The 15,188-nt window shown below is 64.1% G+C and carries 16 protein-coding genes; 7 read left to right on the top strand and 9 right to left on the bottom strand.

All coding sequences use genetic code 11. The annotated features are described in order from the left end of the window. Positions 1-12 precede the first annotated feature (12 nt). Positions 13-855 carry a helix-turn-helix transcriptional regulator gene (locus tag V3314_RS14045; protein WP_108480525.1) on the bottom strand — a complete coding sequence of 281 codons (843 nt, stop codon included), beginning with the start codon at positions 853-855 and terminating at the stop codon, positions 13-15. 281 nt (positions 856-1,136) lie between these two features. Here V3314_RS14045 and V3314_RS14040 point away from each other — a divergent pair, with 281 nt between their 5' ends. The 3 genes from V3314_RS14040 (at position 1,137) to V3314_RS14030 (ending at position 5,957) form a co-directional block, all read left to right on the top strand. Continuing rightward, complete coding sequence (locus V3314_RS14040; RefSeq protein WP_085601363.1) at positions 1,137-2,516, top strand: APC family permease; 1,380 nt, start codon at positions 1,137-1,139, stop codon at positions 2,514-2,516. Between the two features lie 262 nt (positions 2,517-2,778). Next, entirely contained in the window at positions 2,779-4,359 is a 1,581-nt protein-coding gene (locus tag V3314_RS14035) for an aldehyde dehydrogenase (NADP(+)) (protein ID WP_338459131.1), read from the top strand. 224 nt (positions 4,360-4,583) lie between these two features. Continuing rightward, a complete protein-coding gene (locus V3314_RS14030; protein WP_338459130.1) occupies positions 4,584-5,957 on the top strand; it encodes an 8-oxoguanine deaminase in 1,374 nt (457 codons plus the stop codon). 35 nt (positions 5,958-5,992) lie between these two features. Here V3314_RS14030 and V3314_RS14025 read toward each other — a convergent pair whose 3' ends face one another. Continuing rightward, entirely contained in the window at positions 5,993-6,484 is a 492-nt protein-coding gene (locus tag V3314_RS14025) for a GNAT family N-acetyltransferase (RefSeq protein WP_046613965.1), read from the bottom strand. Between the two features lie 258 nt (positions 6,485-6,742). Here V3314_RS14025 and V3314_RS14020 point away from each other — a divergent pair, with 258 nt between their 5' ends. Beyond that, positions 6,743-7,111 (top strand): hypothetical protein, encoded by a 369-nt coding sequence (locus V3314_RS14020; protein WP_046613966.1) that lies wholly within the window; start codon positions 6,743-6,745, stop codon positions 7,109-7,111. A gap of 88 nt (positions 7,112-7,199) precedes the next feature. Here V3314_RS14020 and V3314_RS14015 read toward each other — a convergent pair whose 3' ends face one another. Continuing rightward, positions 7,200-7,346: a DUF2986 domain-containing protein gene (locus V3314_RS14015; RefSeq protein ID WP_023662626.1), complete on the bottom strand. Its 147-nt coding sequence runs from the start codon at positions 7,344-7,346 to the stop codon at positions 7,200-7,202. A 154-nt stretch (positions 7,347-7,500) separates the two neighbouring features. Between V3314_RS14015 and V3314_RS14010 the strand changes: the two genes are divergently transcribed. Continuing rightward, positions 7,501-9,279, top strand: coding sequence for a phosphoethanolamine transferase CptA (locus tag V3314_RS14010; protein ID WP_338459127.1), 1,779 nt, complete (start codon positions 7,501-7,503; stop codon positions 9,277-9,279). An 8-nt stretch (positions 9,280-9,287) separates the two neighbouring features. Here the strand turns inward: V3314_RS14010 and V3314_RS14005 are convergent, their stop codons facing one another. The 4 genes from V3314_RS14005 to V3314_RS13990 are packed head-to-tail and all read right to left on the bottom strand — an operon-like array spanning position 9,288 to position 12,694. Beyond that, positions 9,288-9,821 (bottom strand): PqiC family protein, encoded by a 534-nt coding sequence (locus V3314_RS14005; RefSeq protein ID WP_046613968.1) that lies wholly within the window; start codon positions 9,819-9,821, stop codon positions 9,288-9,290. Positions 9,822-9,832: 11 nt separating this feature from the next. Next, a complete protein-coding gene (locus tag V3314_RS14000; protein ID WP_046613969.1) occupies positions 9,833-11,473 on the bottom strand; it encodes an MlaD family protein in 1,641 nt (546 codons plus the stop codon). Further along, positions 11,457-12,101: a paraquat-inducible protein A gene (locus tag V3314_RS13995; protein ID WP_046613970.1), complete on the bottom strand. Its 645-nt coding sequence runs from the start codon at positions 12,099-12,101 to the stop codon at positions 11,457-11,459. Before V3314_RS13995 ends, V3314_RS14000 begins: the two co-directional genes overlap by 17 nt. After that, positions 12,098-12,694 carry a paraquat-inducible protein A gene (locus V3314_RS13990; RefSeq protein WP_085601355.1) on the bottom strand — a complete coding sequence of 199 codons (597 nt, stop codon included), beginning with the start codon at positions 12,692-12,694 and terminating at the stop codon, positions 12,098-12,100. The genes V3314_RS13995 and V3314_RS13990 overlap by 4 nt, the downstream gene beginning before the upstream one ends. A 151-nt stretch (positions 12,695-12,845) precedes the next feature. Between V3314_RS13990 and V3314_RS13985 the strand changes: the two genes are divergently transcribed. Next, positions 12,846-13,319, top strand: coding sequence for a hypothetical protein (locus V3314_RS13985; RefSeq protein ID WP_338459125.1), 474 nt, complete (start codon positions 12,846-12,848; stop codon positions 13,317-13,319). Between the two features lie 38 nt (positions 13,320-13,357). Here the strand turns inward: V3314_RS13985 and V3314_RS13980 are convergent, their stop codons facing one another. Then, complete coding sequence (locus V3314_RS13980; RefSeq protein WP_338459124.1) at positions 13,358-14,263, bottom strand: LysR family transcriptional regulator; 906 nt, start codon at positions 14,261-14,263, stop codon at positions 13,358-13,360. A 149-nt stretch (positions 14,264-14,412) separates the two neighbouring features. Continuing rightward, on the bottom strand, positions 14,413-14,598 hold the full coding sequence (locus tag V3314_RS13975) for a hypothetical protein (protein WP_046613974.1): 186 nt from the start codon (positions 14,596-14,598) through the stop codon (positions 14,413-14,415). A 202-nt stretch (positions 14,599-14,800) separates the two neighbouring features. Between V3314_RS13975 and V3314_RS13970 the strand changes: the two genes are divergently transcribed. Next, on the top strand, positions 14,801-15,187 hold the full coding sequence (locus V3314_RS13970; protein ID WP_046613975.1) for a VOC family protein: 387 nt from the start codon (positions 14,801-14,803) through the stop codon (positions 15,185-15,187). The last annotated feature ends 1 nt before the right edge of the window (position 15,188 follow it).

The following is a 15,188-nucleotide window of genomic DNA, read 5'->3' as shown; positions in this document are numbered from 1 at the left end:
GGCGGCTGACGCTCAGCGCAGCTTGCCCATGTAGCTTTCCAGCGGGTCCTTGCCCAGCACGCCCTGGGCATTGGCCAGCGCGTCGATGAACAGGGAGAACAGCTCGGACTGGGTACCGATATCGAGCTTGGCGTAGACGTTCTTGCGGTGTGACTTGATGGTGTCCTCCGACACCCCCAGGCGCTCGGCCAGCGACTTGGTCGAGTGGCCCCGCAGGATCAACTGGGCGATACGGCATTCACGCTCGGTCAGCAGCGAGCTGCCGAAGTTGTTCAGCGCCGCGTGGATGCGCTGCTCGAGGATGTTCTCGAAGCGCCCGGTGCGGCTGTCCAGCCCGGCGAAGTGCTTGCCGAGCACCGCCAGCACCCAGGGCGTGATACGCCCGAACAGCGCACGGGTTTGCCCATCGAGCTTTTCGGTGAACGCCAGCGATACCGCAAGGCTCTGCCCGGGTGCGACCTGCAGGATGTAGTTGAGCTCGTCCTCCAGGTGCGAGTGCCGGTAGAACGACTGGTAGTACTCGCTGACCTCGAAGTGGTCGGGCGCCACTTCGAACAGGCCATAGCAACCGGACTCGACCTGCTCCACACAGGCCCCGTAGAACGGGTCGAGCAGATAGAAGCCGGACAGGTAGCGGCTGACATTGCCCTCGGGCTGCCAGGGCGCCTTGTCGTCCTGCTCGAACAGCGCGCAGGGCATGCCGTCGTGGGGGTACAGGTATACCGTGGTCGCCTGGATAGGCCGGATCACGCCAAGAGCAGCAAAGAGATTGGCGGCAAAGCCCGGCCGGCCGATCGCCTCGGTGACCTTGGCCAGGTGCTCGAACCACTGTTGCGAAAGCAATTGATCAGTCACTGTGGGCCTGCCGTCTCAAGTAAAGGCACCGCCGCCAGTGCGGTGCGTCGTTGGCCAGATACTCCCATGGCGCTGCAAACACCGAAATCACCCTTTGGGGTGAGCAGGCAAAGCCCTCTGCAGGCTCACCCCAAAGGGTGATTCCGGGTACCGGCGGGGTGTGGGAGCATCAACCCGCCCCAGCGCTGCGAGCCACCCGCTCGACCTCCTTGCACAACACCCACCGGTATCGAGCCCGCTCGCATACCGCGGCGTCCTGCATCCCTTTCCAGGAGTTAGCAATGCATACAACAACAAGTACAGCCCATAGCCCTGCACATAGCCCGTCGCAACCCACCGCCAGCAACGGCCGTTTCCGCAAGTCCATGGGGCTGCCCGCCCTGGTGCTGTTCGGCCTGGCCTACATGGTCCCCCTTGCAGTTTTCACCACCTACGGGCTGGTCACCCAGATGACCAAGGGGCACTTGCCCACCGCCTACCTGCTGACCCTCGCCGCCATGCTGCTGACCGCCTACAGCTACGGCCGCATGGTCCAGGCCCACCCCTACTCCGGCTCGGTCTACACCTACACCCGCAAGGCCTTCGGCAGCCACATCGGCTTCATCGCCGGCTGGACCCTGCTGCTCGACTACATCTTCCTGCCGCTGCTCAGCTACCTGCTGATCGGCATCTACATGTCGGAATACTTCCCGGCCATCCACGCCTGGGTGTGGGTAGCGGGTTCCATTGCCCTGGTCACCTTCCTCAACCTGATCGGCATCGAGTCGATCACCCGGGTGAACTGGATCCTGGTGGTGGTGCAACTGGTGTTCATCATCGTGTTCGTCGCCCTGTCCATCCAGAACCTCAGTGGGCAGGCACAGCCGGTGTCGCTGCTGGCGCCGTTCCACCACGAAGGTTTCAGCGTGCCGTTGATCATGACCGGCGCCGCCGTGCTGTGTCTGTCGTTCCTGGGCTTCGATGCGGTCTCGACCATGGCCGAGGAAACCAGCAACCCCACCTACCGCATTCCCGTGGCGATCCTGGCCGTGTCGCTGATCGGCGGCATGTTGTTTCTGGTGGTGTCGTACTGCGCACAGATGGTGTTCCCCGACTGGGGCAGCTTCGCCGACCCGGACTCGGCGTCGGTGGACGTGATGCGCCGGGTTGGCGGCGAGCTGCTGGTGACCGCCTTCACCGCCACCTACGTGGCCGGCTGCTTCGCCTCGGCCATGGTGTCCCAGGCCAGCGTGTCGCGGGTGCTGTTCGCCATGGGCCGCGACGGTGCGTTGCCCCGTGCCTTCGGCCAGCTGGTGACGAAAAAGCGCGTACCGGCCACGGCTATCCTGCTGGTCAGCCTGCTGTCGCTGATTGCCCTGGTGATCAGCCTCGACACGGTGGCCAACATGATCAGCTTCGGCGCGCTGTTCGCCTTTTCGGCGGTGAACCTGGCCGTGGTCAAGCACTACCTGATCGACCACAAGCTGCGTGGTGCTCGCAACTACCTGCTGTATGGCGCCATTCCCGGCCTGGGCTTCCTCAGCACGCTGTGGCTCTGGAGCAGCCTGACCAGCCTGTCGTTCACCATCGGCTTGTGCTGGATGGGCATGGGCCTGGTGGTGTTGCTGGGGCTTACCCGAGCGTTCCGGGTGAAGCTGCCGGAGTTGCAGATGGCCGAGTGACACGCGCGCTGTCGAGCATTTGCGCGGTCCCTGTGGGAGCGGGTTTACCCGCGAAGCAGGCGACTCGGTGGATGGCACCGGCTTCGCCGGTGTTCGCGGGTGAACCCGCTCCCACAGGGGGCCGTGCATACGATGAAAACTTTTGGAGAAGGCCTTTGCGATAACGATCCGTTATCATCTGATCCGCATTAATCATTATTCAGCACGCATTTCGCCCCCTACAGTCCCAGCCCATCGACTGTCATTGCCAACGGGAAACGAAATGTCCATCGAACACCGCCTGAACCACATCGCCGGCCAGCTCAGCGGCAACGGTGACGTGCTGCTGAACAGCGTCGACGCCCACACCGGCGAGCCACTGCCATACGCCTTCCACCAGGCGACCAGCGACGAAGTCGAAGCCGCCGTGCAGGCCGCCGAGGCTGCCTACCCGGCCTATCGCAGCACCAGCCCGGCCCAGCGTGCCGCTTTCCTGGATGCCATTGCCAATGAACTGGACGCACTGGGCGATGACTTCATCCTGCATGTGACGCGCGAAACCGCACTGCCCGAGGCACGCATCCGCGGTGAGCGTGCCCGCACCAGCAACCAGCTGCGCCTGTTCGCCGATGTGGTGCGTCGTGGCGACTTCCTCGGTGCGCGCATCGACCGCGCGCTGCCCGAGCGCACCCCGCTGCCACGCCCGGACCTGCGCCAGTACCGCATCGGCGTCGGCCCGGTGGCTGTATTCGGTGCCAGCAACTTCCCGCTGGCCTTCTCCACCGCTGGCGGTGACACCGCCTCGGCGCTGGCGGCTGGCTGCCCGGTGGTGTTCAAGGCCCACAGCGGGCACATGCTCACCGCTGCCCACGTGGCCGCGGCCATTGACCGCGCGGTGGCCGGCAGCGGCATGCCAGCAGGCGTGTTCAACATGATCTATGGTGCCGGCGTGGGCGAAGCACTGGTCAAGCACCCGGCCATCCAGGCGGTCGGCTTCACCGGTTCGCTGCGTGGTGGCCGCGCCCTGTGCGACATGGCGGCTGCGCGTGCGCAGCCGATCCCGGTGTTCGCCGAAATGAGCAGCATCAACCCGGTAATAGTCCTGCCCCAGGCCCTGCAGGCCCGTGGCGAGCAGGTAGCCGGCGAACTGGCCGCCTCGGTAGTGCTGGGTTGCGGGCAGTTCTGCACCAACCCGGGCTTGGTGGTGGGCATCAAGTCGCCGCAGTTCGAACGCTTCGTGCACACGCTGGTGGCACGCATGGCCGACCAGGCGCCGCAGACCATGCTCAACACCGGCACCCTGCGCAGCTACCAGAACGGTGTGCAGCACCTGCTGGCGCACCCTGACATCCAGCACCTGGCCGGGCAGCCACAAGCCGGCAACCAGGCCCAGCCGCAGCTGTTCCAGGCAGACGTGAGCCTGCTGCTTAACAGCGACCCGCTGCTGCAGGAAGAAGTGTTCGGCCCAACCACCGTGGTGGTGGAAGTGAACGACGCCCAGCAACTGGCCGAAGCGCTGCGCCACCTGCAAGGCCAGCTGACCGCCACCCTGATTGCCGAACCCGACGACCTGCGTGCCTTTGCTGCGCTGGTGCCGCTGCTGGAGCGCAAGGCCGGGCGCCTGCTGCTGAACGGCTACCCGACCGGCGTAGAGGTATCGGACGCGATGGTGCATGGCGGGCCATACCCGGCCACCTCCGATGCCCGAGGCACTTCGGTCGGCACCTTGGCCATCGACCGCTTCCTGCGACCGGTGTGCTTCCAGAACTACCCGGATGCGCTGCTGCCGGATGCGCTGAAAAGTGCCAACCCGCTGGGGATTGCGCGGTTGGTGGATGGGGTCGCCAGCCGTGGCGCGGTTTGATCTGAAATTGAGGTAGCCTGTACTGGCCTCTTCACGGGTAAACCCGCTCCCACAGGTACTGCACAGAATTCCAGAACTGTGCCGTACCTGTGGGAGCGGGCGAGCCCGCGAAGAGGCCGGCACAGGATCACCGGCCCTGTATACAATCCGCAAAAACCTTGCTTACAATGCCATGCGCCTATGACATCGGTAATCGCCGATGCGTATTGCGGCAGGCTCAAGCCATGTCATCTACAAATGCTCCAAGAACGCTACTGGTCAAGAACGCCCAACTCCTGGTCACCATGGACGGCGAACGCCGCGAGATCAAGAACGGCGGAATGTTCATCGAAGGCAACCTGATCCGCCAGGTCGGCCCCAACGATACCCTGCCACAGCACGCCGACGTGGTGCTGGACATGGCCGGCAAGGTGGTCATCCCTGGCCTGGTCAACACCCACCATCACATGTACCAGAGCCTCACCCGCGTGGTGCCGGCAGCCCAGGACGGCGAGCTGTTCAACTGGTTGACCAACCTGTACCCGATCTGGGCACGCCTGACCCCCGAGATGATCGCGGTGTCGACCCAGACCGCCATGGCCGAACTGATCCTTTCCGGCTGCACCACCTCCAGCGACCACCTGTACATCTACCCCAACGGCTGCAAGCTCGACGACAGCATCCATGCCGCCGACGAGATCGGCATGCGCTTCCACGCCGCGCGCGGCAGCATGAGCGTGGGCCGCAGCCAGGGCGGCCTGCCGCCTGATTCGGTGGTGGAGAAGGAAGCCGACATCCTCAAGGAGTCCCAGCGCCTGATCGAGGACTATCACGACGCCAGCCACGGCTCGATGCGCCGCATCGTGGTGGCGCCCTGCTCGCCGTTCTCGGTCAGCCGCGACCTGATGCGCGAAGCCGCCGTGCTGGCGCGCCAGTACGGGGTGTCGTTGCACACCCACCTGGCCGAGAACGTCAACGACATTGCCTACAGCCGGGAGAAGTTCGGCATGACCCCCGCCGAGTATGCCGAGGATCTCGGCTGGGTCGGCCACGACGTGTGGCACGCCCACTGCGTGCAACTCGACCAGCATGGGATCGAGCTGTTCGCCCGCACCGGCACGGGTGTCGCCCACTGCCCATGCTCGAACATGCGCCTGGCCTCGGGCATCGCCCCGGTGCGCAAGATGCGCGACCACGGTGTGCCGGTAGGCCTTGGGGTCGACGGTTCGGCATCCAACGATGGCGCCAGCATGATCGGTGAAGTGCGCCAGGCCTTGCTGCTGCAACGGGTGGGCTTCGGCCCCGACGCGATGACTGCACGCGAGGCGCTGGAAATTGCAACGCTCGGTGGTGCCAAGGTGCTCAATCGCGATGACATCGGCGCCCTCGCCCCAGGCATGGTGGCCGACTTCGTCGCCTTCGACCTAGGCCACGTGGCCTATGCCGGCGGCCACCACGACCCGTTGGCGGCGCTGGTGTTCTGCACCCCGACCCAGGTGCACACCAGTGTCATCAATGGCCGTGTGGTGGTGAAGGATGGCCAGCTGGCCACGGTCGACCTGCCACGGGTGCTGGAGCGCCACAACCAGTTGGCACGCCAGCTGGTCAGCGGCGAATAAGCTGCCATTTGGGCCGCCCTGCGGCCCATTGCCTATCAGAGGACCATGACCATTTCATGCCAGGCCATGCCGCCGTGGTCCGATGGCGATGGTTTGATGTACTGATACCCCAGCTTCTGGTACAGCGCCACGTGCTGCTCCTTGCACATCAGGTGAATGGTCAGCTTGCCCGCAGCTTTCATGCGTGCGATGAATTCATCCATCAACCGCTTAGCGTAGCCTTGGCCCTGGTGTGCCGGGTCCACCACCACCGACATGATCACCACGTTTGGCGCCGCCGGGTCATGCCCGACCAGTTCCTTGAATGCCTCGTCGGACATCACCACTTCGTGGGCGCAGCCGCTGTTGATGAAACCGACGATCTCACCCGCGCTTTCCAGCAGCAGGAAGCCCTGCGGATACTGCGCGATGCGGGTGCGGATCTTCTCCAGCGTGGCCGCCTCATCGCCTTCATAGGCACCGATTTCGATGGCGTAGCAACGTTCGGCGTCGGCGGCCGTGGGGGTGCGAAACTGAGGGGCGCTCATGGCGGGTTTCCTTGGTAATGGCTGAAAACAGCCGCCATGGTAAATGAGCGCTCGCCGGACTTCACCACGCCATACACCCGGTAGAAAAAAATCCTACAACTTGTTGCCGCTGCGAACTTTTTCCCGTTTACCGGTCTATGTGGGAGGCACAGAAAGGTAGCGGAACGCGAGAGAAGGTTCGCCGACCACCTGCTGGCCAAATGGCTCAATTGTTATCAGAGGTTGGCTTCGCTCATGAAAATACATGTCGCTAGGTTGATGCTGCTCGGCCTGTTCTCGTTCGCGGCAATGGGCACGGCATCGGCAACACAAATGAAGGCGCCCGAAGTAGCCGCCCCGGCGGTTGAATCACCGTTGCAGCCTGCTGGCAACCCTTGGTCCAGGGTGGCCAGTATTGCCGACGAACAGCCAGCCACGCTGCTGGCCCACGATGACGACCGCTGGCATGACCACCGCAGCGACTGGCGCCGCGAACAGTGGCGCCGCGAGCAGGCCCGCCGTGACTGGGAGCGCCGGCGAGACTGGGAACGCCGACGCGACTGGGAGCGGCGCCGCGACTGGGAGCACCGCCATGAGCGGGCCATGCACCACCGCTACCATGATGACCACCGCTACTATCGCCGTTGATCGCAAGCCGCCAACGCGCCCCCTGTAGGAGTGGCCTTGCGGCCCGATCGCGACACAAGACCGCTGCTACAAGGTCCGCGCCAGTCTGTCAGGTGGGGGTATCCCCCGCCGCCTCGGCTTCCATCTTCAAACGGTCGGCCTTGCAAATGTACTTGGGCTTGCGCGGCGCCAGCTTGGCGCTGGCCTTCTTGGCATGCGCCTGCAGTAGCTGCTTGATCTTCTTGCGACGGTTCATTTTCACTCGACCTGTCAGTCCGGTTTGGCGGAACACATCATACCTTGCCTGGGCCAGCGTCTCGTTGACGTTATTTTCACGCTCGGCAGATTAGCGTCACGCCCTTTCCGGCCACGGGCACATCCGTTGGCCGCCAAGCTACGACGAGGCATACGTGTCACACACTGCATCCCCCTCCTCGCTCAAACGCGTGGACTGGGCCGGCCTGGGCTGGCTTTTGCTGTTCTTCTGGTACTTCTCGGGCGTGACCCAGGCGTTGCTGCTGTTCAGTGGTACCACCGGGTTCGCCGGTTTTCGCGATGCATTCTTCCTCAGCAGCCTGTGGCTGGCCCCGGTACTGCTGCTACCGCGCTTCACTCGCGCCACGGCAGCGGTCATCGGCCTGGTGCTGTGGGCTGCTTCGCTGGTGGGCTTGAGCTACTTCGGTATCTATCGCCAGGAGTTCTCGCAAAGCGTCATCTTCGTGATGTTCGAGTCCAACACCGCCGAGGCCGGTGAGTACTTCAGCCAGTACTTCAGCGCCTGGCTGGGCCTGGCATTGCTGTTATACACGCTGGTGGCAGTGCTGCTGTGGAAGCGCGTACGCCCGGTCAGCCTGCCGCTGCGCAGTCGCCTGCCGGTGGTCGCCCTGCTGTTGCTGGCCAACCTGGTGTACCCGTTCTACAAGCAGATGGTAACCCAGCAGCGCAGCTTCGCCGATGCGGCAGAAAAGGTGCAGCAGCGCATGGAACCCGCCGTGCCTTGGCAACTGCTGGTCGGCTACCGCCAGTACCGCCAGCAGCTGGACAACATGCAGGAGCTGCTGGCCCAGAATGCCGCGCTGCCGCCCCTGCAGAACCTGCGTGACAGCAGCGGTGCAGCGCCACGCACGCTGGTGCTGGTGCTGGGTGAATCCACCACGCGCGAGCACATGCACCTTTACGGCTACAACCGCGACACCACGCCCAACCTCGACGCGCTGGCCGCCAGCGACAAGGGCCTGACGGTGTTCCGCAACGTGGTGTCGCCACGCCCGTACACCATCGAAGTGATGCAGCAGATCCTCACCTTCGGCGACGAGCAGAACCCGGACCGCTTCCTCACCGCCCCGTCGCTGATCAACCTGATGAAGCAGGCCGGCTACAAGACCTTCTGGATCACCAACCAGCAGACCATGACCAAGCGCAACACCATGCTGACCACCTTCTCGCAACAGACGGACGCGCCGGTGTACCTGAACAACCAGCGCAACCAGAATGCCAGGCAGTACGACGACGTGGTGCTGCCACCGTTCGAGGAGGCCCTGCAGGACCCGGCGCCAAACAAGTTCATCATCGTGCACCTGCTGGGTACGCACATGGATTATCGCTACCGCTACCCGAACGACTACGCGCACTTCAACGACCGCCAGGGGGTGCCCGGCAAGCTGACCGATGACCAGGTGGAAACCTACAATTTCTACGACAACGCGGTGCGCTACAACGACTACGTGGTGTCGAGCCTGATCAAGCGTTACTCGGCCGGCAACCCCAATGGTTTCCTGCTGTACCTGTCCGACCATGGCGAAGAGGTGTACAGCTCTGGCAACCACGACCGCCTGGGGCGCAACGAAGGCGCGCCGACCCGGCCGATGTACACCATTCCCTTCCTGCTGTGGACTTCGCCCAGCTGGCAGGCCGGGCACCCCCGCGACTTGCAAGCGATGGCCGACCGCCCCTACAGCAGCTCGCACCTGATCCATACCCTGTCCGACCTGGCCGGGCTGAGTTATGACCGTTACGAACCGGCCAAGAGCCTGGTGAGCCCGCAATTCGTGGTGGCACCACGCTGGATTGGCGACCCGTACCGCAAGGATGGCCTGCGCGAGTTCGACCACCTGCCGCTGGACAAGGCCGAGCGGTTGCGGGAGACGGTCAGTAGTGGCAAGACACAGAATGCTGGACGCCTGAACTGATTGCTTGCTCAGGATGCAGAACAGCTGCGATGCCGGGCACTCCCCCGCACCGCCTCGGCCAGTTTGCGCAGGTTGGCCTGGTGGGCATTGACCAGGCTGGCGATGCTGTTGTCCGCGGGCGTCTGCAGCGAGGTACGGCAGGTCAGTTCGGCTTCGCCCGAGCGCGTCAGGCGCCATACCGCCTCCAGCGAGGCATAGCGCCCCGGCACGCTATCGAAGCGCTGCACGTCCACCCGCAGCAACGCCTTGCCGCCACCCACCGGCCCGCCCAACTGGTCCTGCAAGGCGCTGCGGAACTCATCCACCAGGTTGGCCCCCCACCACTCCGTCTCGAGGATGGCCAGGCCGCTCTGCCCCTGTCGCACCACCAACTGCGGGCGGTCCACCTGCGGCGGCACGGCCACCCTCGCCACCTGAATGCGCTGGCCACCGTCGCGCACCGGTTCGCTCGGTACCAGCGTGTGATAGTTGTTCGGGGTACTGCTGCAGCCCCACAGCACGGCCAGCAGGCCGGCGCCACACACATTGCGCAGTCGATGCATCGGCTGTCTCCTCAGGGTTCAAGGTCGGCGGCAGCGGCCGCTTTCGGCCGGCCGCGTATCAGCGACTCGGGGTGCCGGCCCAGGTAATCGGCAAGGTCACGCAGCGAACGTGACATGCGCTCCAGTTCGTCCAGGGTTTCGCCCATCCGCTCGCGCTGCGGCGAGTCCTCGGAAATGGCCGAATTGGCGGTGCGCAGGGTCTTGTGCACCTCGTCCAGCGCCACCTTCACGTCCGGCAGCGTCTGGCCATTGAACTGCTTGAGGCTGGCGCGCAACTCTCGCAGGCTGCCATCCAGGTTGTTGGCGATGCTCTCCAGCGGCAGTTTGCTGATGCGCTCCACCACACGCTGCAACTGCTCCTGCAACTGCTCCAGGCTGCCGGGCAATGTGGGTATGGTGATAGGGTCTGCGGTCTTGTCGAAGGCCACCTTGGGGGCATCGGGGTAGAAGTCCAGGGAAATGAACATCTGCCCGGTGATCAGGTTGCCGCTGCGCGCCTGGGCCCGTAGGCCGTGCTCGACGAAAGTGCCGATCAGCCTCCGCGCGCCATCCATGTCGCCTTCGGCGTGCTTGAACACGGCCAGCATCTTGTGGTGCACCGGCCCCAGCCGCTGCGGGTAGATCACTGCATCGACCACCACGGGGAAGCTCTGCCGGGTGGCATCGTAGTCGAGCTTGACCGAAGTGACCCGGCCAAATTCCACACCCTTGAACTCCACCGGCGCGCCCACCGACAGGCCGCGCATGGCCTGGTCGAAGCGCAACTGCAGGTACTGCGCCTGCCCACTGGGCGGTGCCAGGGCGGTGTCGCGGTCGGCAAACAGCTGAAAGCGCGCCTGGTCGGCAGCGGGTTCGGCCTGCGGGGCGAAATCGGGCGAGCCAAAGGCCAGCCCGCCCACCAGGATGGACGACAGCGATTCGGTATCGATCTTCAGGCCGTTCGCACCAATCTGCATGTCGACGCCACTGGCGTTCCAGAAGCGGGTATCGGCGGTGACGAAGCTGTCGTAGGGGGCCTGCACGAAAACGCCGATCTCCACGCCCTTGCCATCGCCCTGCAGGGCAAAGGACACCACCTCGCCCACCGGTATCTTGCGGTAGTAGATCGACGAACCAATATCCAGCGACCCCAGGTCGCTGGCGGTCAGGACAAAGCGCTTGCCCTTTTCATCGTAGGTGATCGGCGGTGGCAGCTCCAGGCCGACAAAGGACTTCTCCGGCACTTTCGACTCGCCGGAATCCGCCCCGATGAAACTGCCCGACAGCAGCGTATCCACACCGGACACACCACCCACGCCAATGCGTGGCCGCACTACCCAGAAGCGCGCCCCCTGGGTGGCGAAGGCACGGGCGTCGTTGGACAGCTGGACCTTGGCGACCACGCTCTTCTTGTCGTCGGCCAGGTCCACCGTGGTGACTTCGCCGATCACCACGCTGCGGTACTTGACCTGGGTCTTGTGCGCCACCAGCCCTTCCCCGGTGTGGAAGGAAATGGCGATGACCGGCCCCTGCTGCATCCAGTTGCGCACCACCAGCGAAGCGCCGATCAGGATCGCCAGTATCGGCACGATCCATACCAGCGACACACTCCAGCGCCGGGTGTGCACCTCAACCTGCCCCGCGCCCTCGCGCTTGTCAGTCTGTTGCACCATCAATGCGACCTCCCTCGTTGGCACGGCTATCCCAGATCAGGCGTGGATCGAAGCTCATCGCAGAAAACATGGTCAGTACCACCACCATGCCGAAAAACAGGATGCCCACCCGCGGCTCGATGGTGCCCAGCCCACGCAGTTGGACCAGCGCCGCCACCAGCGCCACCACCATCACATCGAGCATCGACCAGTAGCCGATCAGCTCGACGAAACGGTACAGCTGCGAGCGCTGTCGGCAAGCCCAGGTGGAACCGCGCTGGGCGGTAAAAAGCAGCAGGCCGAGCGAGAAGAACTTGATGGCCGGTACACCCACGCTGGCGATGAAGATGATCAGCGCGATATCCCAGGCACCGGCCTCCCAGAACTCCAGCACGCCGCCGCCAATGGTGCTTTCGCTGCCGCTGCCGAGCATTTCGGTGCGCATCACCGGCAGCAGATTGGCTGGAATGTAGAAAACCAGGGCCGCCAGCAGAAATGCCCAGCCGCGGCTGATGGCATTGGCCTTGCGCCGATGAATCGCGGCGCCACAGCGCTCGCAGGTGTGCATGCCGCTGCCCAGTTCGCAGGCCTGACCGCAGCCATGGCACAGGCACAGTCCCAGATCATCGGCGCTGGCCGGGGTATTCATACCTGCTCCCACAAGTCGCGGATGTCCTTGCCGGCGACATGGATGATCAGCATGCTCAGCGCGGCCAGGGCCAGCAGGCCGATGCCGGGGATCACATCGAGCAGCCCCGCCAGCTTGATCACGGCCACCATCGCCCCGAGCAGGCACACCTCCAGCATGCTCCATGGCCGCAAGCTCTCCAGGCTGCGCATGCACACGGCAAAGCCGGGGGCGCGCTGGCCGGCCAGGGCGAAACTCAGCAGCCAGCACAACAGGGTAATCTGCAGTACCGGCGCGAAGATGATCGCCAAAGCCATGACCAGGGCGATGAAGGTGATACTGCCTTGGCTGAGAATCTGTACCGAGTCCCATAACGTCGCCGAGTGGGTCAGCCCTTGCATGCCGATGGTCATCACCGGGTAGAAGTTGGCGAACACCAGCAGGATGCCACCCGTCACGCTCAGGGCCAGCCGCTGCTGCACGGTCAGCGAGGTGTGCCGGTACAGCACGCCGCCACAGCGCGGGCATACGGCGCGCTGGTGTTTGAGCAACGGCGCACGGTGGTACACCGTGTCGCAGTATTCACAGATGATCAGGTGCTGAGTCTGGTTCATGGCGGTTCCACAGGCAGCCTGGGTTCAGGCCGTCATATGCAGGCGAACAACATCTGATATCCGGTTTAGACCATCCCGGCGAAACTGCCATCAGGGGCAGCAAAGCCGGACTATCCTCTGAAACGGGATCCCCACTTGCTGAAGGTTTGCCATGCGTACGTTCACGTGGAGTTGCCTGCTGGTGCTGCTGTGCGCAGCGTCGGCAGCCCAGGCGCAGTCGGTGGTGCCGCTCAAGGGCCAGAGCAGCCAGCAGATGCAACTGGATATCAATGACTGCAATACCGTCGCGACCAATGCCGCGAACAGTGCCGCGACCTCCAGCGCCCCCCATGTCGGTGGCCGGGTACGCGGTGCCGCCGCCGGCGCGGTTGCCGGTGCGGCAGGCGCGCAGGTGCGCGGCAACCAGCACGACGAGCTGTATGACCGGGTTGGTGACGATGCCAAGCAGCAATACCGGCAGAACCGCGCGGGCGAAGTGGCTGCCGCCGGTGCTGCGGTCGGTGGCATGCGCCAGCGTCAGGACCGCCGTCAGGACCGGCGCGGCCAGGACGAAGCGAAAGCCCAGGCTCATGCCAGTGCCTATGCCGGGTGCCTGCAAGGGCGCGGTTATCAGGTCAGCCCTTGACCGCCGGGCACGCCACGCTCCTGCATGGCGTGCCCGTTTCAGAACTTCGCCAGCTGCTCCCGGCAGAACTCCACGAACAGCTGCGCCGGCTTGGTCAGTTGCACTCGCTTCAACCAGGCTGCCGCCAGCCCTGACAGCGCTACTGGCTCGGCAATATCCAGCATGGCCAGGCGTTGCCCGTCGTAGGTGTACTCCGAGTGAGGCCGCGTTACCAGCAGCGAAAAACCGAAGCCCTGCCCGACCATGCCGCGCACCATCTCGATCGACGGTGAGCTGAAGATAATGTTGGGCGTAAGGCCCATTTCGTTGAACAGGCTGACGAAGTAGGTACGGCTGGGGGCAACGTCCAGCAGGATCATCGGCTCCGGGCACAAGTCGCGCAGCGACACCTGGGCCTGGCCGGCGAAGCGGTGGTTCTCGGGCAGCAGCACATAGGGTTTCTGCGGCGGCATCAGCGGCTCGGCCTCGATGGTGCCGTCCAGGTCATGGTCGTAGAGGAACGCCAGGTCGAAGGTACCTGCGGTCAGGCCTTGGATCAGGTCCTGCTGTTCGCCGTCGCGCAGGCGGATATCCACCCCCGGGTAACGCTGGCGAAAGCCGGCGATCAGGCGCGGCAGGTACAGCGGGGCCACGGTTTCGAAGCAGCCAATATCGATTTGCCCGGCCACGGTGTCGTTGTCGGCCAGGGCGTTCTGCTCGAATTCGTGGGCCATCTGCAGCAGCGACTTGGTCTTGGCATAGAAGCGCTTGCCGCTGGGCGTCAGTGACACACCCTGAGCGTGGTGGCGGATGAACAGCTGCACACCGAAGCTTTCCTCCAGGCCCTTGATGGCCGTGGAGATGGAAGGCTGGGCGATGTAAAGCTGGCGTGAAGCCTCGGCCACGCTGCCGGCTTCCACGGTGGTGACGAAGTACTTGAGTTGTCGCAATGTGTAGGCCGCCACGGGCACCTCTCTGACGCCGGTCTGGGCGCGCTGGGATCATGCCTGTCACTTTACCCTTGGCAGCGACTGGTTGGGGGGCGGGTAATGAAGGATTTACCTATGGCTTGAGCAGGTTTTTACGAAGGGGGCGCCGGGCGCCCCCCATTGCTTCACTCGAAATCGATATTAGCGATTACACAGTCATCACCAATCAATTTGTACCCTGGCGCGCAGGGCATGCCGACTACGGGCCCTATACCGCGCTTGCGCCGGGACAGTGTTGCCTGCGGTTCTGCATTTTCCAGCTGTTCCTGGTCGAGAGTGTCGTCTGGCTCGTTCATGGGTTTTTCTTGCATGGGGTTCACTCCTTGGGTTGTGTGGTATTGCCCGATCGAAGCTACAGCCGCCATTGCCACCAACCCATCTGGAACTTCGACCGGAAAGAGAAATGCTGTCGGACCGCATCGTGATATTCGCAGGCGCCCGAGAGAGACCTGGCCAAACGCCCCCGATTGTCTTTACTGATACTCAACGGTTCCAGGCATAGGGCGTGCATTCATGAAGATCGTGGTCACCAGCATTCTCGTCGATGACCAGGCCAAAGCCCTGGCTTTCTACCACCATGTACTCGGTTTCGAGCCCAAGCACGATATGCCCATGGGCCGACACCGCTGGCTGACGCTGACCTCCCCCAACGACCCCAACGGCGTCGAGCTGCTGCTCGAACCCGACGCGCACCCGGCCGCCAAGGACTACAAGGCCGCACTCAAGCAGGACGGTATCCCCGCCACCTCGTTCGGCGTGCGCGACATCCAGGCCGAATACACCCGGCTGTGCGCGGCGGGCGTGCAGTTCACCCAGCCGCCTACCGCCATGGGGCCCGTCACCGTAGCGGTGTTCGATGACACCTGCGGCAACCTGATCCAGATCCTACAGAAACACTAGC

The sequence above is a fragment of the Pseudomonas sp. TE3-3-F2023 genome (assembly GCF_036784815.1).
GTDB classification, from domain to species: Bacteria; Pseudomonadota; Gammaproteobacteria; order Pseudomonadales; family Pseudomonadaceae; genus Aquipseudomonas; species Aquipseudomonas pudica.
The sequence above is the reverse complement of the archived record's forward strand: the minus strand, read 5'-3'. Positions and strand labels throughout refer to the sequence as shown.